The 19,593-nt window shown below is 65.9% G+C and carries 24 protein-coding genes; 16 read left to right on the top strand and 8 right to left on the bottom strand.

What is annotated here, in order from left to right:
• The first annotated feature begins 190 nt into the window (after window positions 1-190).
• Together AC5JDC_RS24205 and glpK are read left to right on the top strand one after the other, a co-directional pair.
• Window positions 191-640, top strand: coding sequence for a hypothetical protein (locus AC5JDC_RS24205; RefSeq protein ID WP_495845345.1), 450 nt, complete (start codon window positions 191-193; stop codon window positions 638-640).
• 72 nt (window positions 641-712) lie between these two features.
• Window positions 713-2,206, top strand: a complete 1,494-nt coding sequence (glpK, locus tag AC5JDC_RS24210; RefSeq protein WP_495845347.1) for a glycerol kinase GlpK — start codon at window positions 713-715, stop codon at window positions 2,204-2,206.
• 162 nt (window positions 2,207-2,368) lie between these two features.
• Here the strand turns inward: glpK and AC5JDC_RS24215 are convergent, their stop codons facing one another.
• The 3 genes from AC5JDC_RS24215 to cbiB all read right to left on the bottom strand — a co-directional run bounded on the left by AC5JDC_RS24215 (window position 2,369) and on the right by cbiB (window position 4,693).
• Window positions 2,369-2,902: a BA14K family protein gene (locus AC5JDC_RS24215; RefSeq protein ID WP_106772540.1), complete on the bottom strand. Its 534-nt coding sequence runs from the start codon at window positions 2,900-2,902 to the stop codon at window positions 2,369-2,371.
• A gap of 249 nt (window positions 2,903-3,151) precedes the next feature.
• Complete coding sequence (locus AC5JDC_RS24220) at window positions 3,152-3,655, bottom strand: class I SAM-dependent methyltransferase (protein ID WP_495845350.1); 504 nt, start codon at window positions 3,653-3,655, stop codon at window positions 3,152-3,154.
• Window positions 3,656-3,724: 69 nt separating this feature from the next.
• Window positions 3,725-4,693 (bottom strand): adenosylcobinamide-phosphate synthase CbiB, encoded by a 969-nt coding sequence (cbiB, locus tag AC5JDC_RS24225; RefSeq protein ID WP_495845352.1) that lies wholly within the window; start codon window positions 4,691-4,693, stop codon window positions 3,725-3,727.
• Between cbiB and cobD the strand changes: the two genes are divergently transcribed.
• Window positions 4,692-5,747: a threonine-phosphate decarboxylase CobD gene (gene cobD, locus AC5JDC_RS24230; RefSeq protein WP_495845354.1), complete on the top strand. Its 1,056-nt coding sequence runs from the start codon at window positions 4,692-4,694 to the stop codon at window positions 5,745-5,747. The genes cbiB and cobD overlap by 2 nt on opposite strands.
• Window positions 5,744-6,253, top strand: coding sequence for a tyrosine phosphatase family protein (locus AC5JDC_RS24235; RefSeq protein ID WP_495845356.1), 510 nt, complete (start codon window positions 5,744-5,746; stop codon window positions 6,251-6,253). Before cobD ends, AC5JDC_RS24235 begins: the two co-directional genes overlap by 4 nt.
• Before the next feature lie 50 nt (window positions 6,254-6,303).
• Here the strand turns inward: AC5JDC_RS24235 and AC5JDC_RS24240 are convergent, their stop codons facing one another.
• Complete coding sequence (locus AC5JDC_RS24240; RefSeq protein WP_495845788.1) at window positions 6,304-7,107, bottom strand: creatininase family protein; 804 nt, start codon at window positions 7,105-7,107, stop codon at window positions 6,304-6,306.
• A 148-nt stretch (window positions 7,108-7,255) separates the two neighbouring features.
• Between AC5JDC_RS24240 and AC5JDC_RS24245 the strand changes: the two genes are divergently transcribed.
• A complete protein-coding gene (locus tag AC5JDC_RS24245) occupies window positions 7,256-7,480 on the top strand; it encodes a hypothetical protein (protein WP_495845359.1) in 225 nt (74 codons plus the stop codon).
• A gap of 7 nt (window positions 7,481-7,487) precedes the next feature.
• Here the strand turns inward: AC5JDC_RS24245 and AC5JDC_RS24250 are convergent, their stop codons facing one another.
• Together AC5JDC_RS24250 and AC5JDC_RS24255 are read right to left on the bottom strand one after the other, a co-directional pair.
• Complete coding sequence (locus AC5JDC_RS24250; protein WP_495845361.1) at window positions 7,488-7,871, bottom strand: RidA family protein; 384 nt, start codon at window positions 7,869-7,871, stop codon at window positions 7,488-7,490.
• 40 nt (window positions 7,872-7,911) lie between these two features.
• Window positions 7,912-8,586, bottom strand: coding sequence for an alpha/beta hydrolase (locus AC5JDC_RS24255; RefSeq protein WP_106772533.1), 675 nt, complete (start codon window positions 8,584-8,586; stop codon window positions 7,912-7,914).
• Between the two features lie 207 nt (window positions 8,587-8,793).
• Between AC5JDC_RS24255 and AC5JDC_RS24260 the strand changes: the two genes are divergently transcribed.
• From AC5JDC_RS24260 to AC5JDC_RS24300, 9 genes are all read left to right on the top strand, one after another.
• On the top strand, window positions 8,794-9,960 hold the full coding sequence (locus AC5JDC_RS24260; RefSeq protein ID WP_495845363.1) for a cysteine desulfurase family protein: 1,167 nt from the start codon (window positions 8,794-8,796) through the stop codon (window positions 9,958-9,960).
• A 141-nt stretch (window positions 9,961-10,101) separates the two neighbouring features.
• Window positions 10,102-11,619, top strand: coding sequence for a Fe-S cluster assembly protein SufB (sufB, locus tag AC5JDC_RS24265; protein ID WP_106772564.1), 1,518 nt, complete (start codon window positions 10,102-10,104; stop codon window positions 11,617-11,619).
• A 385-nt stretch (window positions 11,620-12,004) separates the two neighbouring features.
• On the top strand, window positions 12,005-12,328 hold the full coding sequence (locus AC5JDC_RS24270) for a GIY-YIG nuclease family protein (protein WP_495845366.1): 324 nt from the start codon (window positions 12,005-12,007) through the stop codon (window positions 12,326-12,328).
• Between the two features lie 188 nt (window positions 12,329-12,516).
• Window positions 12,517-13,272, top strand: a complete 756-nt coding sequence (gene sufC / locus AC5JDC_RS24275) for a Fe-S cluster assembly ATPase SufC (RefSeq protein ID WP_106772532.1) — start codon at window positions 12,517-12,519, stop codon at window positions 13,270-13,272.
• A 9-nt stretch (window positions 13,273-13,281) separates the two neighbouring features.
• On the top strand, window positions 13,282-14,550 hold the full coding sequence (gene sufD, locus AC5JDC_RS24280) for a Fe-S cluster assembly protein SufD (RefSeq protein ID WP_495845368.1): 1,269 nt from the start codon (window positions 13,282-13,284) through the stop codon (window positions 14,548-14,550).
• The gene (locus AC5JDC_RS24285) at window positions 14,543-14,932 is read left to right on the top strand and encodes a VOC family protein (protein ID WP_495845370.1); all 390 of its coding nucleotides are present in this window, start codon (window positions 14,543-14,545) and stop codon (window positions 14,930-14,932) included. The genes sufD and AC5JDC_RS24285 overlap by 8 nt, the downstream gene beginning before the upstream one ends.
• A 65-nt stretch (window positions 14,933-14,997) precedes the next feature.
• Window positions 14,998-16,239 (top strand): cysteine desulfurase, encoded by a 1,242-nt coding sequence (locus AC5JDC_RS24290; RefSeq protein ID WP_495845372.1) that lies wholly within the window; start codon window positions 14,998-15,000, stop codon window positions 16,237-16,239.
• Window positions 16,240-16,244: 5 nt separating this feature from the next.
• Complete coding sequence (locus AC5JDC_RS24295; protein ID WP_495845374.1) at window positions 16,245-16,637, top strand: SUF system Fe-S cluster assembly protein; 393 nt, start codon at window positions 16,245-16,247, stop codon at window positions 16,635-16,637.
• Window positions 16,638-16,666: 29 nt separating this feature from the next.
• Window positions 16,667-17,131 (top strand): DMP19 family protein, encoded by a 465-nt coding sequence (locus AC5JDC_RS24300; protein WP_495845376.1) that lies wholly within the window; start codon window positions 16,667-16,669, stop codon window positions 17,129-17,131.
• A 49-nt stretch (window positions 17,132-17,180) separates the two neighbouring features.
• Here AC5JDC_RS24300 and AC5JDC_RS24305 read toward each other — a convergent pair whose 3' ends face one another.
• Together AC5JDC_RS24305 and AC5JDC_RS24310 are read right to left on the bottom strand one after the other, a co-directional pair.
• Window positions 17,181-17,546, bottom strand: coding sequence for a helix-turn-helix transcriptional regulator (locus AC5JDC_RS24305; protein ID WP_495845378.1), 366 nt, complete (start codon window positions 17,544-17,546; stop codon window positions 17,181-17,183).
• Between the two features lie 9 nt (window positions 17,547-17,555).
• Window positions 17,556-17,804, bottom strand: coding sequence for a type II toxin-antitoxin system RelE family toxin (locus AC5JDC_RS24310; RefSeq protein WP_495845380.1), 249 nt, complete (start codon window positions 17,802-17,804; stop codon window positions 17,556-17,558).
• Between the two features lie 147 nt (window positions 17,805-17,951).
• Here AC5JDC_RS24310 and sufA point away from each other — a divergent pair, with 147 nt between their 5' ends.
• Both sufA and rpsB read left to right on the top strand, forming a co-directional pair.
• Complete coding sequence (gene sufA / locus AC5JDC_RS24315; protein ID WP_106772526.1) at window positions 17,952-18,332, top strand: Fe-S cluster assembly scaffold SufA; 381 nt, start codon at window positions 17,952-17,954, stop codon at window positions 18,330-18,332.
• A 423-nt stretch (window positions 18,333-18,755) separates the two neighbouring features.
• Window positions 18,756-19,538 carry a 30S ribosomal protein S2 gene (rpsB, locus tag AC5JDC_RS24320; RefSeq protein ID WP_495845383.1) on the top strand — a complete coding sequence of 261 codons (783 nt, stop codon included), beginning with the start codon at window positions 18,756-18,758 and terminating at the stop codon, window positions 19,536-19,538.
• Window positions 19,539-19,593 lie beyond the last annotated feature (55 nt).

The raw sequence follows: 19,593 nt of genomic DNA on the forward strand, positions 1-19,593 counted from the left end.
TCAAGGCCGGCAACCTCGCACCCCAGCTCAAGATCGACAACGAGAAGGAAAAGCCAATCACCGTCAACTACGACGAACTGGTGAAAAGCTGGTCGAAATAACAGCTTGCTGGAGGAAGCGGGGGGCTCGGGCCCCCCGCTTGCTTGCCAAAAGGGTTTGCACCCATAATGTATCCGGCGGAGGTGCCGACATGCCGGCTGAAAAGCGGACACCCGAGGGTGCGTACAACGCGATGATCGACGCGCTGCTCAATGGGCAGCGGCGGACCGTCATGCATCTCGAGACATTGGCCACGCGCGTCGACCAGCTGACCGGGGAGATGGTCAAGTTCTCCCGCAACCAGATCCAGTTGCGGAGCGATGTTGGCGACATTCGCGGCGAGATAGGCGAATTGCGGGCTGACGTCGATCGCCGCTTCGAGGCGATCGACCGGCGGTTCGACGCGATCCTGGCGCGCCTCGATGAATCGGATGCGGCGGCGGACAAGAATGCGGACGATATCCGGAAAATGCGCATCGAACTCACGAGCCAGTACAACGACATTCTCAATGCCCTGCAGTCCGGGCACCAGGCGAAGCTGGACATCGACGAGATCAACGCGCGGCTGGACGAACTGGAACGGCGCGCCGGTCTCAAATAGCCATTCTCCCTCCTCCAAAATGCTTCCTCGCCTGCGGCGCTCTTCGCCACGGCCGCTCTCGACAGGTGTTTGATGTCCAGCTTCATCCTCGCCATCGACCAGGGCACCACCTCCTCGCGCGCCATCGTCTTCGACGGGGCGATGAAGCCGGTCGGCATCGGCCAGAAGGAGTTCACCCAGCATTATCCCGCCTCCGGCTGGGTCGAGCACGATCCCGAGGAAATCTGGTCGAGCGTCGTGGCGACGGTGAAGGAAGCGCTGGGCAAGGCGAAGCTGACGGCGGCGGACGTCGCCGCCATCGGCATCACCAACCAGCGCGAGACCGTCGTCGTCTGGGACAGGGCGACGGGCAAGCCGATCCACAACGCCATCGTCTGGCAGGACCGCCGCACCGCCGCGCTCTGCGCGAAACTCAAGCGAGAAGGGCTTGAGCCGAAATTCTCGAAAAAGACCGGGCTGCTGCTCGATCCCTATTTCTCCGGGACCAAGCTCGCCTGGCTGCTCGATCACGTGAAGGGCGCGCGCCGCCGGGCGGAGAAGGGCGAGCTGCTCGCCGGCACCATCGACAGTTTCCTCGTCTGGCGGCTGACCGGCGGCAAGGTGCACGCGACGGACGCCACCAACGCCTCGCGCACGCTGCTCTACAACATCGCCGAGAACCGCTGGGACGCGGAACTTCTCGACCTGCTGGGCATTCCGGCCGCACTGCTGCCGGACGTCAACGATTGCGCCGACGATTTTGGAATCACCGGGAAATCACTGTTTGGCGCCGAGATCAGAATCCTCGGCGTCGCCGGCGACCAGCAGGCCGCCACCATCGGCCAGGCCTGTTTCGCGCCGGGCATGATGAAGTCGACCTACGGCACCGGCTGCTTCGCCCTGCTCAATACGGGAAGCGACATGGTGCGTTCGAAGAACCGGCTGCTTACCACCATCGCCTACCGCCTCGACGGACGGACGACCTATGCGCTGGAGGGTTCGATCTTCATCGCCGGCGCGGCCGTGCAGTGGCTGCGCGACAGCCTGAAGATCATCGAGAAGTCGCAGCACAGCGGCGATCTGGCGGCGGAGGCTGACCTCGCCCAGCAGGTCTATCTCGTGCCGGCCTTCGTCGGCCTCGGCGCGCCGCACTGGGATGCGGAGGCGCGGGGCGCGATCTTCGGCCTTACGCGCAATTCGGGGCGGGCGGAGTTCGCGCGGGCCGCGCTCGAATCGGTCGCCTACCAGACCCGCGACCTGCTCGACGCCATGCGCAAGGACTGGAAGGCCGGCAACGGCAGGACCGTCCTGCGCGTCGACGGCGGCATGGTCGCGTCCGACTGGACCATGCAGCGGCTGGCCGACATCCTCGACGCGCCGGTCGACCGGCCCACGGTGCTGGAGACCACGGCGCTGGGCGCGGCCTGGCTCGCCGGCTCGAACGCCGGGGTGTGGCCGGCGGCCGAAAAATTCGCGGAATCCTGGGCGCTCGACCGCCGCTTCGAGCCGGCGATGGAGGCTGCCGTCCGCCACGCCAAGCTGAAGGGCTGGCGCGATGCCGTGCGCAGGACGCTGACGCGCGGCTGATTTTTTTGGGGCGATCCTGCCGAAAACAGTATGGTTCCGCCTCGGAACTTGCGGAAACCGGGAGAAAAGGTTCCGTCGTTTCGAGCAAAACGGAGATGCTCCGGCAAAGAAAAACCCGCGCCGGTCGTCAGCGCGGGTTTTTCGTCACAGCGGAACAGTCGCTCAGCTATAGGGCGAGAAGCACTGCTGGCGCGGGCCATTGTAGGGCTGGAACGTGTTGTCGTAGGCCCGGTACGACCGGTAGCGGTTGTAGCACCACTGGGTGTGGGCATCGCCACCGTCGCGATAGACCTCGCGGGCAGGCGCGTTGGCGATGGCGCCACCGATAAGGGCGCCGGCAACGAAAGCGGCGGCCGGATACCAGTAATCGCCATAGCGGCGATAGCCCGGGCGATAGTCCCGGTAGCCGCGATAGCCGCGATAATAGCCGCCACGATCCCGGCGGAAATCGCGGCGGGCCTCGCGGCGGTCACGCCGCCACTCCCGGCGATCGCGCCGGAATTCCCGACGATCCCGCCGGAATTCCCTGCGGTCGCGGCGCCATTTGCGGGCATCCTGCACCTTGACGACGTCGCCGTTTACCTCGGCCCCGGCCTTGGGCACATAGGCCGGCGCGGCGCCGGCCGGAAGCAGGCCCGTCACCGTCACCGCCAAGGCGAGGGCGGTGGCGCAGAGCCCGGATAGGAATTTCTTCATGACGATCTCCTCATGAGGACGTTTTCTGTCCCTTTCGGCCGAAAAACGGGACGGCCGGCGCTTTGTTCCGCCATGGCAAAACTCTTCGTTGAGGCCGAACTAAGGCGGCAACGGCCAATCTACACCATTGCTGCACGCCGCAGTATCCCATTCCCGTTGGTGCAACCGCGGGTTTGTATGTGGCGCAGGATCGTGTCCGCGTCAAATCGGACATGGCAAGAGAGCCTGGAGGCAGGGCGTTCGCCGCGCTCACGCGGCCTCGTTCCGATAGACGAAATAACGGTCCTCGCGCGTGCCGGCCGGCAACGGCAGCGATCGCGCGCCGGCGAGGTCGAGCGGCAGGTCGGAGAGCACGATGGCGCCGGGGGCGAGCGCCGGCGGCAGCAGCCGGCTGACCAGCGCGCTCATGGCGGTGTTGTGGGCCTCGCCATAGGAGCCCAGGTCGCTGTGGGCCAGCACCACCTGACCGGCGAAACGCGCGGCGGCGGCGGCGAGGCGGTCGCCGATATCGCCCAGCAACAGCCGGTCGGCCGGCGGCGTGCAGTCGGCAAAACAGTCGACCTCGCGGTCGAAGACATAGATGTCGCGGCCAGGCAGGTGGCTGCGCAGATGGTCGTAGGTGCGGCCGTGCCCCAGCCCCATCTCGAAGACGATGCCGGGACGGTTCCCGATCTCCCGAAAAGCCCAGCCGAGGCAGCGGTGCTGGGCTTCCAGCCGGAACAGCAGTCTTTCGAGGCGCGTCGGCTCCGGCATCGCTGCCTCCATCTGCAAATCAGCAGGGATCATCAGCATGGCGGCGATGCCCGATCAAGCGCTTGTGATCTATCTGAACAGGAGCATCGCCGCCAAGGCGCCCGCCAAAGCGATCAGCAGCAAATCGGCCGCCCAGTAGAGGCGCAGCGCCTGGCGGATGTCGTCTGCCTTCGCCTCGCGGCGGCCGCCCTCACCCATGACCGCGTCCTGGACGGCGACCCCGCCATAGACGCGCGGGCCGGCCAGCGCCAGGCCGAGCGCGCCGGCCATCGCCGCCTCCGGCCAGCCGGCATTGGGCGAGCGGTGCTTTTTCGCGTCGCGGCGTAGCGCCCGCCAGGCGGCCGCGGCATCGGCGCCGGGCACCAGCAGGGCGGCGGCAACGATGAGCAGCGCGGTGAGGCGCGAGGCCGGCAGGTTGACCACGTCGTCGAAGCGCGCCGCCGCCCAGCCGAACGCCTGGTAGCGCGGCGTGCGGTGGCCGATCATCGAATCGGCGGTGTTGGCGGCCTTGTAGGCGGCGCCGCCGGCGAGCCCGCCGACCGCCAGCCAGAAGCTAGGTGCGACGATGCCGTCGGAGAAATTCTCGGCAAGGCTCTCGATCGCGGCGCGGCTGACCCCGGCCTCGTCCAGCCGCTCGGGATCGCGCCCGACGATTTTCGACACCGCGGCCCGCCCGCCGGGCAGTCCGTCGCAGTCGAGCGCGTCGGCCACCGCCTTCACATGGCTCGCCAGGCTGCGCTGGGCGATCAGCGTGCTTGCCAGGATGGCCACGCCGACGATGCCCAGCGGCAGCGCCAACAGCAGCGCCTCGACGGCATAGGCGAATGCGGCGGGGATGCCGACGAGAAGCGCCAGCGCCACGCCGCCGAGAATGCGGCGGGCCGTGTCGGAAAGGGCGGGGCGGTTCAGGCCGCGATCGAGCAAGGAAATGAGCTGGCCGATCCAGATGACGGGATGGCCGATTGCACGGACGATGCGGTCGGGGTAACCGACGGCGAGTTCCATCAGAAGCGACAGGAAGGCGAGCAGGGCGGACATGACGCTTGCGGGAAGGATCGGACGGGTGGACGACCACGGCGGCAGCCTGGGACGGGCGCACGCGCTGTTTCCGCACGCGCCAAAACCCTGGGTCGACCTGTCGACCGGGATCAACCCGCACTCCTATCCGCTTTTCGACCTGCCCGCCACCGCCTTCACCCGCCTGCCGGAGCCTGGCCGCCTCGCCGAACTCGCGCGCATCGCCGCCACCGCCTATGGCGCGGCCGGCCCGGCGAATGTCGTTGCAGCGCCCGGCACGCAGATCCTGCTGCCGCAGGTGGCGGCACTTGTGCCGCCCGGCCGGGCGAGGGTGCTCGGGCCGACCTATGCCGAGCACGTCCGCGCCGCCGCGCTCGCCGGTCACGCGGTCGAAGGGGTGCGCGACATCGAAGCGCTCGCCGGGGCGGATCTTGCCGTCGTGGTCAATCCCAACAATCCCGACGGACGCATCGTCCAGCGGGACGTCCTGCTCGATCTTGCCGCCGCCCTGGCGCGGCGCGGCGGATTGCTGGTCGTCGACGAGGCCTTCATGGATGTCGGTCCCGCCGAGCACAGCCTTGCCGGCGATGTCGATACGCCCGGTCTGGTCGTGCTGAAATCCTTCGGCAAGTTTTTCGGCCTTGCCGGCATCCGGCTCGGCTTTGCGCTGGCGGAGCAAAGGCTTGCGGACCGTCTTGAAAGCGCGCTGGGCCCGTGGGCGGTGAGCGGGCCGGCGCTGGAGATCGGCATCCGCGCCCTCGCCGACCGCGACTGGCAGCACGCCATGCGGGCACGGCTGCAGGCAGAAGCGGTGCGGCTCGACGCGCTGCTCGGCCGCTTCGGCATCGCCGTAGCGGGCGGAACCTCGCTCTACCGCTTCCTCGATCTGCCGGAAGCCGGCGGCCTCTTCACCGTCCTCGGCGGGAACGGTATCCTGCTGCGCAATTTCTCCTGGAGCCCGGCCGCGCTGCGCTGCGGCCTGCCGGCCGGCGAGGCAGCCTGGGCGAGGTTGGAGCAGGCGCTCGCCTTGTGGAAAGATGCGGGTGCAAAAAGGATGAAGGAATTGCGGCCGTGATCTATGTCTGCCCGCTGTCGCGCATCGACGAGACCGTTTCGGCCTGCGGCGGAGGCTGGCTCCTGTCGCTGCTGGCCGAAGGCACCGGCGTGACGCGGCCAGCGTCGATCGCCGCCGAGCGCCACCTGCATCTGTCCTTCCACGACATTGCCGAGGCGCAGGAGGGGCTTACGCCGCCCGGCGAAAGTCATGTGCAGGCCGTGCTCGACTTCGCCCGCGGCTGGGACCGCAGCAAGCCGCTGGTCGTGCATTGCTACGCCGGCATCAGCCGCTCGACCGCCAGCGCCTATATCATCGCCGCCGCGCTGGCGCCGCACCGCGACGAGGCCGAGCTTGCCGCGACGCTGCGGAAGCTGTCGCCGTCGGCCACGCCCAATCCGCGGCTGATCGCGCTGGCCGACCGGATGCTCGGCCGCGACAACCGCATGGTGGAGGCGATCCGCTCGATCGGCCGCGGCGCCGAGGCGTTCGAGGGCGTGCCGTTCCGTCTCGACATCGACGCGTGAGCGCCGGCCGCCGATATGGCGGTGGTTGCGCTCGGCGGTTGCGGAACGGATCAGGAGATGCAGGTCGCGAGCGAAGCGGTACGCACGTCGCGCAGAAGCCGCACGAATCCGTCGGCCTGGTGCTCGGCGGTCAGCCGGCCCTTCTCAGCCGTGGCGATCGAGGCGTCGCCGACCACGCCATGCGGGTTCAGATCCGTGGCGATCCAGGCGAAGGCATGCGTGCCGGTCTGGCGCAGCAGCGCGAACTCGCCCTCGGCGCGGGCGACGCTGGAGACGAAGTTTTCGGCCTTGCCCATGTCGACGAGGTCCGGCCGGAAATGCAGCATCAGCGAGGTCTCGACGTCGCCGCCATGGATGCCGTGGCGGTCCTCCAGCTCGGTATACATGCCGGCCGGCCGGCCGAAGCGCTGCCAGCTCGTCTTCACCGCCAGCATGTCGAAGCGCACGCGCAGCTCGCGGGTGACGATGCCCATCACCTCCTCGTTGCCGCCATGCGAATTGACGACCACCAGCTTTTTGACGCCGGCCCGCGCCATGGAGGCGCCGAGTTCGGTCCAGGCCTCGATCAGCACCGGGGCCGGCAGGGTGAGCGTGCCCGGCGCGTATAGATGCTCGTTCGACTTGCCGACCGCCTGGACGGGCAGGATGCGGATGTCGAGATCCTCGGGCAGACGGGCAATCAGCGTCTCCAGCATGCCCTGCATGATGGTGGTGTCGGTCGACACCGGCAGATGCGGCCCGTGCTGTTCGATCGCCGCCACCGGAAGCACCGCTATCGTCGCCTCCGGATCGATCGAGGCGTATTCGGTCGTGCGGTAGTCGCCCCACCAGACGCGTCTGCTTGCTGTCGTCACGGCCAACCTCATCGACATGCCGGTCTCGCTCAGGCGAGGTCATAGGCCAAGCCGGCGGCTTTTGTAAGGGTGCGGCGATCCCTGGCGTTTCCTGCCGGCGACGGCGCCCTATCTTGGCGTGGGAACGGCAACGTCACGGGAGGCTGAGATGACTGCTGTCTGGCTGGGAGCGCTGCTGGTCGTCGCCGGCGTCATCTACATGGCGTGGGCCGCGACGCGGCGCGGACGCATGAGCGATCCGCATCCGACGCCGACCGGGACCACGCTGGAGCCGGCGCGCCGCGGCGTCGGCTTTCTGGGCCTTAAGCCCAACTGGCCCGGCGTGCTGATGATCGCCGCCGGCGCGATCCTGCTGTTGGGCGGGCTGCTGTAGCCGCTTGTCAGCCGGCGGCAGTCACCTCCACCTCGACCTTGAACTCCGGCCGGGTGAAGCCCGCCACGATCATCAGGGTCGAGGCCGGCGCCGGCTCGGCGAACAGCCGGTCGCGGACGTCCATATAGGGCCGCATGTGGGCGCGGTCCGTCACGTAGGCGTTGATGCGCACGATGTCTCCCAATCCCATTCCGGCTTCCGCCAGGATGGCGGCGATGTTGGAAAAGCAGAGCTCGGCCTGCGCGCCGGCATCCTCCGGCACCACATCGTCGGCGCCGATGCCGAGCTGGCCCGAGCACAGCACCAGCCGCTTTCCGGCCGGCACCTCGACGCCATGGCTGTAGCGGGCGAAAGGCGGCCGGATGCTCCTGGGGAGAAGGTGCTTCAGCATGCCGACCTCCATAGTTCCGGCGACCCGATCGTTGCGGTGCCTAGCGCAGCCGCTTCGGCTTGGGATCGGCGAGCTGCCCGGCGAGCCTCTTGTCGAGATAGTCTGCGCATTCGTCGATCAGCAGCTGCGGATCGTTGGAGAAGAAGTGGTTGGCGCCCGGCAGCGTCTTCTGCGTGATGGTGATGCCCTTCTGCGTGTGCAGCTTGTCGACCAGCGTCTGCACATCCTTGGACGGCGCGACCTTGTCGGAATCGCCGTGGATGATCAGCCCGGACGACGGGCAGGGCGCCAGGAAGGAGAAGTCGTAGGTGTTCGGCTGCGGCGCGACCGAGATGAAACCCTCGATCTCGGGACGGCGCATCAGCAGCTGCATGCCGATCCAGGCTCCGAACGAATAGCCGGCCACCCAGCAGCTCTTGGAATCCGGATGCAACGACTGGATCCAGTCGAGCGCCGCGGCTGCGTCGGACAGCTCGCCCATGCCGTGGTCGAATTCGCCCTGGCTGCGGCCGATGCCGCGGAAGTTGAATCGCAGCGTCGTGAAATTGCGCTTCTGGAAGATGTAGAACAGATCGTAGACGATCTTGTTGTTCATCGTGCCGCCGAATTGCGGATGCGGATGCAGGATGATCGCGATCGGCGCGCTCTTCTCGGTCGAGGGCTGATAGCGGCCTTCCAGGCGGCCCGCGGGACCGGCGAAAATGACTTCGGGCATTCCTTACTCCACACTCCGACTTTGCCGCCGACCGCCGGCGACAACCGGGCTTCGGCCTTGACGCGGGGGGCGCGTCTACCTAAAAGCTAGTTTAGAACCGTTCAAAACTGACAGACGGGCAATTTGTCGGGTAGATAGGATGTCTTGCGGCGCAAGTTCAAGGAAATTGCGACGCGATCCGATTTGCCTGATCCAAGCCGGGTGACGATGGCCGAGCCGCGAGCCTATCTCGACTACAATGCCAGCGCGCCGCTGCTTGCCGCGGCGCGGGCGACCATGCTTGCCGCGCTCGACGGCGCCGGCAACGCCTCGTCGGTGCATGCCGAGGGCCGCGCCGCGCGGCGGCTGGTCGAGGCGGCTCGCGCCGACGTCGCCACGCTTGTGGGAGCGAAGGCCGAGCATGTCGTCTTCACCTCCGGCGCCACCGAGGCGGCATCGACGCTGCTCACGCCGGACTGGCGCATGGGACGCAGCCCGCTGCGGGCATCGCACCTTTATGTCTGCGCCGCCGATCACCCCTGCATCCTCGCCGGCGGCCGCTTTCCGGCGGAGCGCGTCAGCCGGATCGGCGTCGACGGCAACGGCGTGCTCGACCTGGCCGGACTGGCGGCCGCGCTTGCCGCGCATGACCGCCAGGAGGGATTTCCGCTGGTGGCTGCGCATGCGGCCAACAACGAGACCGGCGTCATCCAGCCGATTGCCGAGGCCGCACGGATCGTCAAGGCCGCTGGCGGCGTTCTCGTCGTCGATGCCGTGCAGGCGGCGGGGCGGATTGCGCTGGATATCACGAACAATTGCGGCGACTTCCTCATCCTGTCCGCGCACAAGATCGGCGGCCCGAAAGGGGCGGGAGCCTTCGTCGGCGTTTCCGACCTGATGATGCCGGTTCCGCTGGTGAGCGGCGGCGGCCAGGAAAAGGGCTTTCGCGCCGGCACCGAGAATATAGCGGCGATCGCCGGTTTCGGCGCGGCGGCGCGCGAGGCCTTTTCCGGGCTCGACCGCATCGACGCCGTGCTGGCGAAGCGCGAGCGGATCGAGGCGGCGATCCTCGCAAACGTGCCGGACGCGGAAATCTTCGGACGGGCGGCCGAGCGGCTTGCCAACACGGTGTTTTTCGCCATACCGGGCGTCAAGGCCGAGACGGCGCAGATCGCATTCGACCTCGCCGGGATCGCGGTTTCGGCCGGCTCCGCCTGCTCGTCGGGCAAGGTCGGGCCGAGCCATGTGCTGAAGGCCATGGGCGTCGAGCGGCCGGAAGGCGGGCTGCGCGTCTCCATCGGCGAGGCGACCGGCATGGCCGAGATCGAGCGCTTCGACAAGGGGCTGGCGGCCGTGGTTGCGGCGCGCCGCAACGCCGCCTCGCGCGCCGCCTGAGCGCGCACGTCCTGGACTTGCGACACGATGGCCTTGGCCCGTGAATGTCGCGCCGGACACACTATATGAGGGCTACGCCGCCTGGCGGTGCCATAGTTTGAAAACGGTCGGGCCTTTAACCCGGCATGGATGGAGAACGCGATGCCTGCTGTGCAGGAGACGATCGAGCGGGTCCGCAAGATCGACGTCGATCAGTACAAATACGGATTCGAATCGATCATCGAGGTGGACAAGGCCCCCAAGGGCCTGTCGGAAGACATCATCCGCTTCATTTCGGCCAAGAAGGACGAACCGGACTGGATGCTCGAATGGCGCCTCGGCGCCTATCGGCGCTGGCTGACGCTGGAGGAGCCGACCTGGGCGCGCGTCGACTATCCCAGGATCGATTTCCAGGACCTTTATTATTATGCCGCGCCGAAAAGCCAGTCCGGCCCGAAGTCGCTGGACGAGGTCGACCCGGAGATCCTCAAGGTCTACGAGAAGCTCGGCATTCCGCTGAAGGAGCAGGAGATTCTCGCCGGCGTCCGCAAGGAGCCGAATGGCGAGGACGTCGAGGCCGGCGACAATGTCTACAAGTCGGGCCGCGTCGCTGTCGACGCCGTGTTCGATTCGATCTCGGTCGTCACCACCTTCAAGGAGGAGCTGGCCAAGGCCGGCGTCATCTTCTGCTCGATCTCGGAGGCGATCCGCGAGCATCCGGAGCTGGTGAAGAAATATCTCGGCTCGGTCGTGCCGGTCACCGACAATTTCTACGCGACGCTGAATTCGGCGGTGTTCACCGACGGCTCGTTCGTCTTCGTGCCGAAGGGCGTGCGCTGCCCGATGGAGCTCTCCACCTATTTCCGCATCAACGAGAAGAACACCGGCCAGTTCGAGCGCACCCTGATCATCGCCGAGGAGGGGGCCTACGTCTCCTATCTCGAGGGCTGCACGGCGCCGCAGCGCGACGAGAACCAGTTGCATGCCGCAGTGGTCGAGCTGATCGCGCTGGACGACGCCGAGATCAAATATTCGACGGTGCAGAACTGGTATCCCGGCGACGCCCAGGGCAAGGGCGGCATCTACAATTTCGTCACCAAGCGCGGCGACTGCCGCGGCGACCGCTCGAAAATCTCGTGGACGCAGGTCGAGACCGGCTCTGCGATCACCTGGAAATATCCAAGCTGCATCCTGCGCGGCGACGATTCCCAGGGCAATTTCTATTCGATCGCCGTGTCGAACGGCTACCAGCAGGTCGACAGCGGCACCAAGATGCTGCATCTCGGCAAGAACACCAAGAGCCGCATCATCTCCAAGGGCATCGCCGCCGGCTTTTCCCAAAACACCTATCGCGGCCAGGTCAACGTGCACCGCAAGGCGGAGAACGCCCGCAACTTCACCAATTGCGACTCGCTCTTGATCGGCGACCGCTGCGGCGCGCATACCGTGCCCTACATCGAGGCGAAGAATTCTTCCGCCAAGCTGGAGCATGAGGCGACCACCTCGAAGATCTCCGAGGACCAGAAGTTCTACGTGATGCAGCGCGGCATCCCGGAGGAGGAGGCGGTCGCGCTGATCGTCAACGGCTTCGTCAAGGACGTCATCCAGGAACTGCCGATGGAGTTCGCCGTCGAAGCGCAGAAGCTGATCGGCATCAGCCTCGAGGGAAGCGTGGGGTGATTGGTGCCAAGCTCGTCATTCCGGGGCCGCGAAGCGGAACCCGGAATCCAGAGCGTGAAAGTCGAGGACAAGATGCGCATTCGGGTTGCAGATAGCTGGACTTGGCACGGCGCGCTGGATTCCGGGTTCCGCTCCGCGGCCCCGGAATGACGGAGGTGAGGGGCAACCGCGGACAGTTAAGCCGTGCTTGAGGTCATAGCTGCACAGCGAGGTCGCTGGAATAGTCAAGTGAATGAAGCTCGTCATTCCGGGGCCGCGGAGCGGAACCCGGAATCCAGAGATGTGAGGCTGAAGGTTTTGGCCGATGCGACGAAAGATAGATAAACGCGTTGGCGCGCTGGATTCCGGGTTCCGCTTCGCGGCCCCGGAATGACGGAGTGGCGGCATGTCAGGATGGGTCTACATCATGGCATCCAAACGAAACGGAACGGTCTACATCGGCGTGACGAGCGATCTGCAGGGACGCGCCTACGAACATCGAACGTCTGCGCAATTCGGTTTCACGAGCAGATATGGTTGCAACCGGCTGGTTTGGTATGAACGGCATGACAACATCATCGAGGCGATAGCCCGCGAGAAGGAACTGAAGAAATGGCGGCGATCCTGGAAGCTCTATCTGATTGAGGGTTTTAACGCCGAGTGGGATGACCTTTTCGAGACGTGCTACGAGCGGGACAACCCATCTGATGCGATCAGAGCGAGAGGCTGAGGCGCGTCATTCCGGGGCCGCGCAGCGGAACCCGGAAACCAGAGCGCCGAAAGGGAACAGAAATACGCATAAGTGCGACAAAGGCGGTCGCATGCTGTTGGATAACTGGACGAAGGCCACTGCGCTGGATTCCGGGTTCCGCTACGCGGCCCCGGAATGACGGAAATGGATAGCGAAAGACAAGACCAATGCTTGAGATCAGAAACCTTCACGCCCGCATCGCCTCGACCGGCACGGAGATCATCCGCGGCCTCAATCTCACGGTGAAAGCCGGCGAGGTCGCCGCGATCATGGGGCCGAACGGGTCGGGCAAATCGACGCTGTCCTATGTGCTCGCCGGCCGCGACGACTACGAGGTCACCGAGGGCGACATCCTCTACAACGGCCACTCGGTGCTCGAGATGGACCCGGCCGAGCGCGCCGCCGCAGGCATCTTCCTCGCCTTCCAGTACCCGATGGAGATCCCGGGCGTCGCCACCATGGAGTTCCTGAAAGTAGCGCTCAACGCCCAGCGCAAGGCGCGCGGCGAGGAGCCGCTGAAGGTGCCGGACTTCCTGAAGCGCGTGAAGGAGGCGGCGGCCTCGCTGGAGATGGACATCGCCATGCTGAAGCGGCCGCTCAATGTCGGCTTCTCCGGCGGCGAGAAGAAGCGCGCCGAGATTCTGCAGATGAAGCTTTTGGCGCCCAGTCTGTGCGTGCTCGACGAGACCGATTCCGGCCTCGACATCGACGCGCTGAAGATCGTCGCCGATGGCGTCAACGCGCTGCGCGCTCCCGACCGCGCCTTCCTGGTCATCACCCACTACCAGCGGCTGCTCGAGCACATCGTGCCGGACACCGTGCACGTCCTCTACCGCGGCCAGGTGATCAAGTCGGGCGACAAGACGCTGGCGCATGAGCTGGAGGCCAACGGTTATGCCGGGATCATCGAAGAGGCGGCATAGGTGTCGATCATGAACATGCATGCAACACCGCAGCGCACCCAGGCCGAGACGGCACTCGTCGAGGCGTTCGCCGCGCGCCTGTCGGAACTCCCCGGCGACGGCGCGGTCATGGTCAAGCGCGACGACGCCATCGAGGCGATCAAGGACGGCCTGCCGACCCGCCGGGTCGAGGCCTGGCACTATACCGACCTGCGCCGGCTGCTGACCACGGTGCCCGACCACGACCCGACCGCCAATCCCAAGCCGCTGGCGCCGGTGGTCGAGGGTTCGGCGGTTCTCAGCCTGCTCAACGGCGTCGTGCGCGGCAAGGCGCCGGCGCTGGACGGCGTGACCTTCCAGAACCTTTCGGACAAGCTGACCGACGGCAGCTTTGCCCAGGCGCTCGACCCGCTGGACGCGGACGACGCCATCGGCTTCCTCAACACGGCCTTCGTCAGCGACGGCTGGTTCGTCGACATCGCGCCCGGTGCGAAGATCGAGGCGCCGATCGAGCTGCAGAACTTGCAGGCCGGCGGCCAGACGCATGTGCGCCTGCCGGTGCGCGTCGGCGCCGGCGCCAGGGCGACCATCGTCGAGCGCCAGGCCGGCAGCGGCGCCGCGCTCGCGTCCTCCGTCAGCAATCTCTCGGTCGGCGACGGCGCCGACGTCGTCTGGCTGATCGTGCAGGAGCAGCCGGAGACGGCGACCCATCTGGCGCAATTCAACGCCGAGCTCGGCAAGGACAGCAGGCTGACGCTGTTCGTCATGAATGCCGGCGGAAAGCTGGTGCGCCAGGAGATCCGGGTGAAGGTGGCCGGTGCGGGCGCCGACTTCCAGCTGCGCGGTGTCAACCTGCTCGCCGGCGACGGCCACACCGACGTCACAATGGTGCTCGACCACGCCGCCGCCAACACCGGCTCGCGCGAGCTGGTGCGCAACGTCGTCACAGGCAAGGCGCGCGGCGTCTTCCAGGGCCGCATCAACGTGCACCAGCTTGCGCAGAAGACCGATGCAAAAATGGCCTGCAACACGCTGCTGCTTTCCGACGACGCGGAATTCTCGACAAAACCGGAGCTGGAGATCTTTGCCGACGACGTGCAGTGCGGCCACGGCGCCACCGTCACCGAGATCGACCGCAACCACCTGTTCTACCTGATGGCGCGCGGCATCGACGAGAAGACGGCGCGTGGCCTGCTGGTGAAGGCCTTCGTCGCCTCGGTCATCGAGGAGCTGGACAACGAGGCGCTGGTCGATGCGCTGGAAGCGAAGCTGGACACCTGGTTCGCCGAGCATGGCTAGCCTGCCGACATCGCTCGACCATTGCGTCATCCACGTCTCCGACTGGGAGCGGGCGCGCAAATTCTATGTCGACGTCATCGGCGCCGAGGCGATCCCGCGCCAGGGCGGCTACATGTTCCGGCTGGGCGACCGCCAGCTCAACTGCCATGGCAAGGGCGTCACCGCCGACCCGGTGGCAAGACTGCCGGTCCAGCCGGGAAACAGCGACCTCTGCTTCCGCTGGCACGGGCCGATCGCCGATGCCGTCGTCCACCTGAACGAGCAGGGCGTCGCGATCGAGCTCGGCCCGGTTCCGCGCTTCGGCGCGTCAGGCGACGGGACCAGCGTCTATTTCCGCGATCCCGACGGGTCGCTGATGGAGTTCATCAGCTACGACGGGTGACCGTCGCGGCATCGATTTGACCGGCAGTTTGCCGCGCGGGCGGGCCGGCATTGGGCAGAATGCGTATGGACCAGAAAGTGACTTCAGCACCCTACGACGTCGAGGCGATCCGCCGCGACTTCCCGATTCTTTCGCGAGAAGTCTACGGCAAGCCGCTGGTCTATCTCGACAATGGCGCCTCGGCGCAGAAGCCCCAGGTGGTGCTCGACACCATCCAGCACGCCTATGCGAGCGAGTACGCCAACGTCCATCGCGGCCTGCATTTTCTGTCCAACGTCGCCACCGACGCCTATGAGAAGGCCCGCGAAAGCGTCCGCCGTTTCCTCAACGCCGGCAGCACGGAAGAGATCGTCTTCACCTCCAACACGACGGCGGCCATCAATACGGTCGCCTACGGTTTCGGCATGCCCAACATCGGCGCCGGCGACGAGATCGTGCTGTCGATCATGGAGCACCATTCCAACATCGTGCCGTGGCATTTCATCCGCGAGCGGCAGGGCGCGAAGCTCGTCTGGGTGCCCGTCGACGACCTCGGCGAGCTGCATCTGGAGGATTTCGAGAAGTCGCTGACCGAGCGCACGAAACTGGTCGCCATCACGCACATGTCGAATGCGCTGGGCACGATCACGCCGATCAAGGAGATCGTCAGGATCGCCCACGCGCGCGGCATCCCGGTGCTGGTCGACGGCAGCCAGGCGGCCGTGCACCTGCCGGTCGACGTGCGCGATATCGACTGCGATTTCTACGTCTTCACCGGCCACAAGGTCTACGGCCCCTCCGGCATCGGCGTGCTCTACGGCAAGAAGCACATGCTGGAGGCGATGCGCCCCTTCCAGGGCGGCGGCGAGATGATTTTCGACGTCACCGAGGACACCGTCACCTACAACGACCCGCCGCACCGCTTCGAGGCCGGCACGCCGCCGATCGTCCAGGCGATCGGGCTGGGCGCGGCCCTCGATTATATGGATTCGATCGGCCGCGACCGCATCGCCGCGCATGAGGCCGATCTCAAGGCCTATGCCCATGAACGGCTGCGCGCCATCAACTCGCTGCGCATCTTCGGCGACGCGCCGGACAAGGGCGCCATCGTCTCTTTCGAATTGCAGGGCATCCACGCCCATGACGTGTCGATGGTCATCGACCGGCAGGGCGTGGCGGTGCGCGCCGGCACCCATTGCGCCCAGCCGCTGTTGAAACGCTTCGGCGTCACCTCCACATGCAGGGCATCGTTCGGCATGTACAATACCCGCCGGGAGGTGGATATTCTGGCCGAGGCGCTGGAAAAAGCGCGAAAATTCTTCGGGTGATGACCATGGAAGACGCTGCCGCTCCGACTACCGCCGAAACCGAACCCGGCGCCGACGTTCCGGCGGCGACCTCGGCCATTCCCGCCGACGAGCTGGCGCGCATCACCGACGACATCGTCTCGGCACTGAAGACCGTCTACGACCCCGAAATCCCGGCCGACATCTACGAGCTCGGCCTGGTCTACAAGATCGACATCGAGGACGACCGCTCGGTGAAGATCGACATGACGTTGACCGCTCCCGGCTGCCCGGTGGCCGGCGAGATGCCCGGCTGGGTGCAGGACGCCGTCAGCACCGTCGAGGGCGTCTCCGGCGTCGACGTCAACATGGTGTTCGACCCGCCCTGGACCCCCGACCGCATGTCGGAAGAGGCGCAGGTGGCGGTGGGGTGGTATTAGGCCCATTGTAGGCTGACATCGGAGGGGCAATGTCGGACGAAACGCCTCCATCGGCTGCGGTCGTTGTGAGATGGGGCGATGATGTCATCGACGCCCTGGATGAGCCGTCCAGGTATCACGCGGAGATAGCGGCACTTCCTGCTGCGATTGCAAATGTCATCTGCGTGGAGTTGCTGGACTGGCAGGTTCGGAACGGGGGCTTCCATCAGTACTTCTTCAACTCGTATGGGATCACGATAAACGGCGCGATCCGTGGGTTTGAGGCTATGGGACTGCCGCAGTGCGCGGAAATAGCACGGGCAGCCCGCGATCGGTTTGGGCAATCCTTCCCTGAGGATCGAGGGGATCGCATTGGCTGGGTTGGCGATGTGGGCCATCGGAAGACGATGAATTTCGACGAACTGGATGGGGCGTATTATGCGCTTGATAGGAAAGAGATTTATGCTGTTTTGGATTTATACGCTACCGCCGCGATGAAAGGCCGCCTGCAATAGCTTCACCTTGCAAACAGGTTTTGGCCCGACGAGGACGGACCGACCGCCGTCAGTCCTCCGGCTCGACGAGTTCCTCCACCGGCATTTCCAGCGCCTTGGCGAGTCGCATCCACAAAGCGACGTCGCCCGTGCGTTTCCCGTTCTCCAGGTCGGAAAGGTAGTTCTGCGCGATGCCGATCTGGGCTGCGAGCTGTACCTGGGTGAGACCGCGAAACTTCCGCCAGAAGGCGAGGGAGGATGGTGCTTCGGCGAAAGCCAGGGCCTGTCCCGGCGTGAGGCCGGGCACCTTGCCGCGGCGATAGTCGGCGAGCGCCTTGGCATGGTCCGCCGCATCGCGCAGTGATTCCAGCTCCGCACGCGGCAGGATTGCCATTTCGTCGCCGCCGGGTGATGTGAAGTAGACGATCTTGTTCATCGATCCTGCTCACTCATAGACGGAGCCTCGCGGTCCGATCCTGGTCACGATGATCTCCGTGGCGGTTTCCTCGAAGACGATGCGATAGTCGCCGATCCGCAGGCGCAGGGCCGTCGATCCGGCAAGCGCCTTCACATTGTTGGCCTGCCCAGCGGGATCGACCGCATAGGCCTCGATCTTGGCAAGCAGGCGCGCCGCTTCGGTTCGGTGCTTACGCAGCGCCTTCGCCGCCGGAGGCAGGATCACCACGGCCTTCATGGCTGTATTTATCGCAATTCGCGATGTTTCGCAATTGGACCAAAACGCTGCAAACCGTGGGGAACTTGCGCCGGGGCCGAATCTTCACCATCTTAAGGACAGACAGTTTCCGCGGGCCTTTAACCCGCGCGAGATGGAGAATGCCGAATGGGACGTTTCGCCGTCATATCCCTGACCGACCAGGCAGCACACCGCGTGCGCGAGATCGTCGACACGCGCGACAGCGCCACGGGCATCCGCCTCGGCATCAAGAAGGGCGGCTGCGCCGGCATGGAATACACGATCGATCTGGTGACCGAGCCGAAACCGGGCGACGACCATGTCGAGCGCGACGGCGCCCATGTCTATGTCGCGCCGGAGGCGGCACTGTTCCTGCTCGGCACCGAGATGGATTTCGAGACGACGACGCTCAGGACCGGATTCACCTTCCGCAACCCGAACCAGAGTTCGGCTTGCGGCTGCGGCGAGTCGGTCGAGCTGAAGCCCGCCGACCTCAAGGCGCTGGCCGAGGCGCGGGCGTCGGCCTGAAATCCAGACGCAGCTTACTCGGTTCCGTGGCCGAGTCCTGCCGCGGCGGCAGTGGAAAAACTTACCTCGGGCATTCCATCGTCAGCATCTGTCAGGATTATTTCCTGAAATCTATCCCCGCTCCTTCGGACGGAGCGATCATTGCGCCGCCTGTATCGGAAGGAGGCGGCGGTGGACTGGGATGCGGGATCGGCGCGAGGAGATAAAGCAAACTGTCCCGGGACGAGCCCGGCGTTTCCTGCGGCAATTTACGCAATACGCCGCAACGGCTTGCATTTCCGGCATTCCCCCTCTATATGCCGCGCCATTCCACACACGGACTTTGGTGTCTGTCCGGGAGAAATCCGGCGGAGACCTCCGGTGGCGAGCGGAAATCGTTCCAATCGCCTTTGTCCGTGGAGGCCAACCGGAAAGGACCTTTGAATGGCTCTGCCTGATTTCAGCATGCGCCAGCTTCTCGAAGCTGGTGTTCACTTCGGCCACCAGACCCACCGCTGGAACCCGAAGATGGCGCCCTACATCTTCGGCGCCCGCAACAACATCCACATCATCGACCTGTCGCAGACGGTGCCGCTGCTCGACCAGGCGCTGAAGCAGGTGTCCGACGTCGTGTCGCGCGGCGGCCGCGTGCTGTTCGTCGGCACCAAGCGCCAGGCCTCCGACATCGTTGCCGACGCCGCGCAGCGCTCGGCCCAGTATTACGTCAACTCCCGCTGGCTCGGCGGCATGCTGACCAACTGGAAGACGATCTCCAACTCGATCTCGCGCCTGCGCAAGCTCGACGAGCTGCTGGCCGGCGAGGGCAGCGGCTTCACCAAGAAGGAGCTGCTCAACCTGCAGCGCGAGCGCGAGAAGCTCGACAAGGCGCTGGGCGGCATCAAGGACATGGGCTCGACGCCCGATCTGATGTTCGTGATCGACACCAACAAGGAGGCGATCGCCATCCTCGAGGCCAAGCGCCTCGGCATCCCGGTCGTGGCGATCATCGATTCCAACTGCGATCCGGACAAGGTCGACTTCCCGATCCCGGGCAATGACGACGCGGCGCGCGCCATCCAGCTCTACTGCGACCTGATCGCCAAGGCTGCGATCGACGGCATCGCCCGCCAGCAGGGCGCGTTCGGCGTCGACATCGGCGCTGCGGAAGAGGCTCCGGTCGAGCCGACCCTGGAGGAAACGCCCTCCGAGGGGCCGGCCCAGGCCTGAGGCCTCTCCACGGGCTCCGCGGAGCCCGCCCGCCACAAACTGGGCACGCTTGTCG

The organism is Kumtagia sp. (genome assembly GCF_059502445.1).

Coding starts and splice junctions, on each gene's coding strand:
- AC5JDC_RS24205 (WP_495845345.1), top strand. CDS start 191: ATGCCGGCTGAAAAGCGGACACCCGAGGGTGCGTACAACGCGATGATC.
- glpK (WP_495845347.1), top strand. CDS start 713: ATGTCCAGCTTCATCCTCGCCATCGACCAGGGCACCACCTCCTCGCGC.
- AC5JDC_RS24215 (WP_106772540.1), bottom strand. CDS start 2,902: ATGAAGAAATTCCTATCCGGGCTCTGCGCCACCGCCCTCGCCTTGGCG.
- AC5JDC_RS24220 (WP_495845350.1), bottom strand. CDS start 3,655: ATGCCGGAGCCGACGCGCCTCGAAAGACTGCTGTTCCGGCTGGAAGCC.
- cobD (WP_495845354.1), top strand. CDS start 4,692: ATGACGCTTGCGGGAAGGATCGGACGGGTGGACGACCACGGCGGCAGC.
- cbiB (WP_495845352.1), bottom strand. CDS start 4,693: ATGTCCGCCCTGCTCGCCTTCCTGTCGCTTCTGATGGAACTCGCCGTC.
- AC5JDC_RS24245 (WP_495845359.1), top strand. CDS start 7,256: ATGACTGCTGTCTGGCTGGGAGCGCTGCTGGTCGTCGCCGGCGTCATC.
- AC5JDC_RS24250 (WP_495845361.1), bottom strand. CDS start 7,871: ATGCTGAAGCACCTTCTCCCCAGGAGCATCCGGCCGCCTTTCGCCCGC.
- AC5JDC_RS24255 (WP_106772533.1), bottom strand. CDS start 8,586: ATGCCCGAAGTCATTTTCGCCGGTCCCGCGGGCCGCCTGGAAGGCCGC.
- AC5JDC_RS24260 (WP_495845363.1), top strand. CDS start 8,794: ATGGCCGAGCCGCGAGCCTATCTCGACTACAATGCCAGCGCGCCGCTG.
- sufB (WP_106772564.1), top strand. CDS start 10,102: ATGCCTGCTGTGCAGGAGACGATCGAGCGGGTCCGCAAGATCGACGTC.
- AC5JDC_RS24270 (WP_495845366.1), top strand. CDS start 12,005: ATGTCAGGATGGGTCTACATCATGGCATCCAAACGAAACGGAACGGTC.
- sufC (WP_106772532.1), top strand. CDS start 12,517: ATGCTTGAGATCAGAAACCTTCACGCCCGCATCGCCTCGACCGGCACG.
- sufD (WP_495845368.1), top strand. CDS start 13,282: ATGAACATGCATGCAACACCGCAGCGCACCCAGGCCGAGACGGCACTC.
- AC5JDC_RS24285 (WP_495845370.1), top strand. CDS start 14,543: ATGGCTAGCCTGCCGACATCGCTCGACCATTGCGTCATCCACGTCTCC.
- AC5JDC_RS24290 (WP_495845372.1), top strand. CDS start 14,998: ATGGACCAGAAAGTGACTTCAGCACCCTACGACGTCGAGGCGATCCGC.
- AC5JDC_RS24295 (WP_495845374.1), top strand. CDS start 16,245: ATGGAAGACGCTGCCGCTCCGACTACCGCCGAAACCGAACCCGGCGCC.
- AC5JDC_RS24300 (WP_495845376.1), top strand. CDS start 16,667: ATGTCGGACGAAACGCCTCCATCGGCTGCGGTCGTTGTGAGATGGGGC.
- AC5JDC_RS24305 (WP_495845378.1), bottom strand. CDS start 17,546: ATGAACAAGATCGTCTACTTCACATCACCCGGCGGCGACGAAATGGCA.
- AC5JDC_RS24310 (WP_495845380.1), bottom strand. CDS start 17,804: ATGAAGGCCGTGGTGATCCTGCCTCCGGCGGCGAAGGCGCTGCGTAAG.
- sufA (WP_106772526.1), top strand. CDS start 17,952: ATGGGACGTTTCGCCGTCATATCCCTGACCGACCAGGCAGCACACCGC.
- rpsB (WP_495845383.1), top strand. CDS start 18,756: ATGGCTCTGCCTGATTTCAGCATGCGCCAGCTTCTCGAAGCTGGTGTT.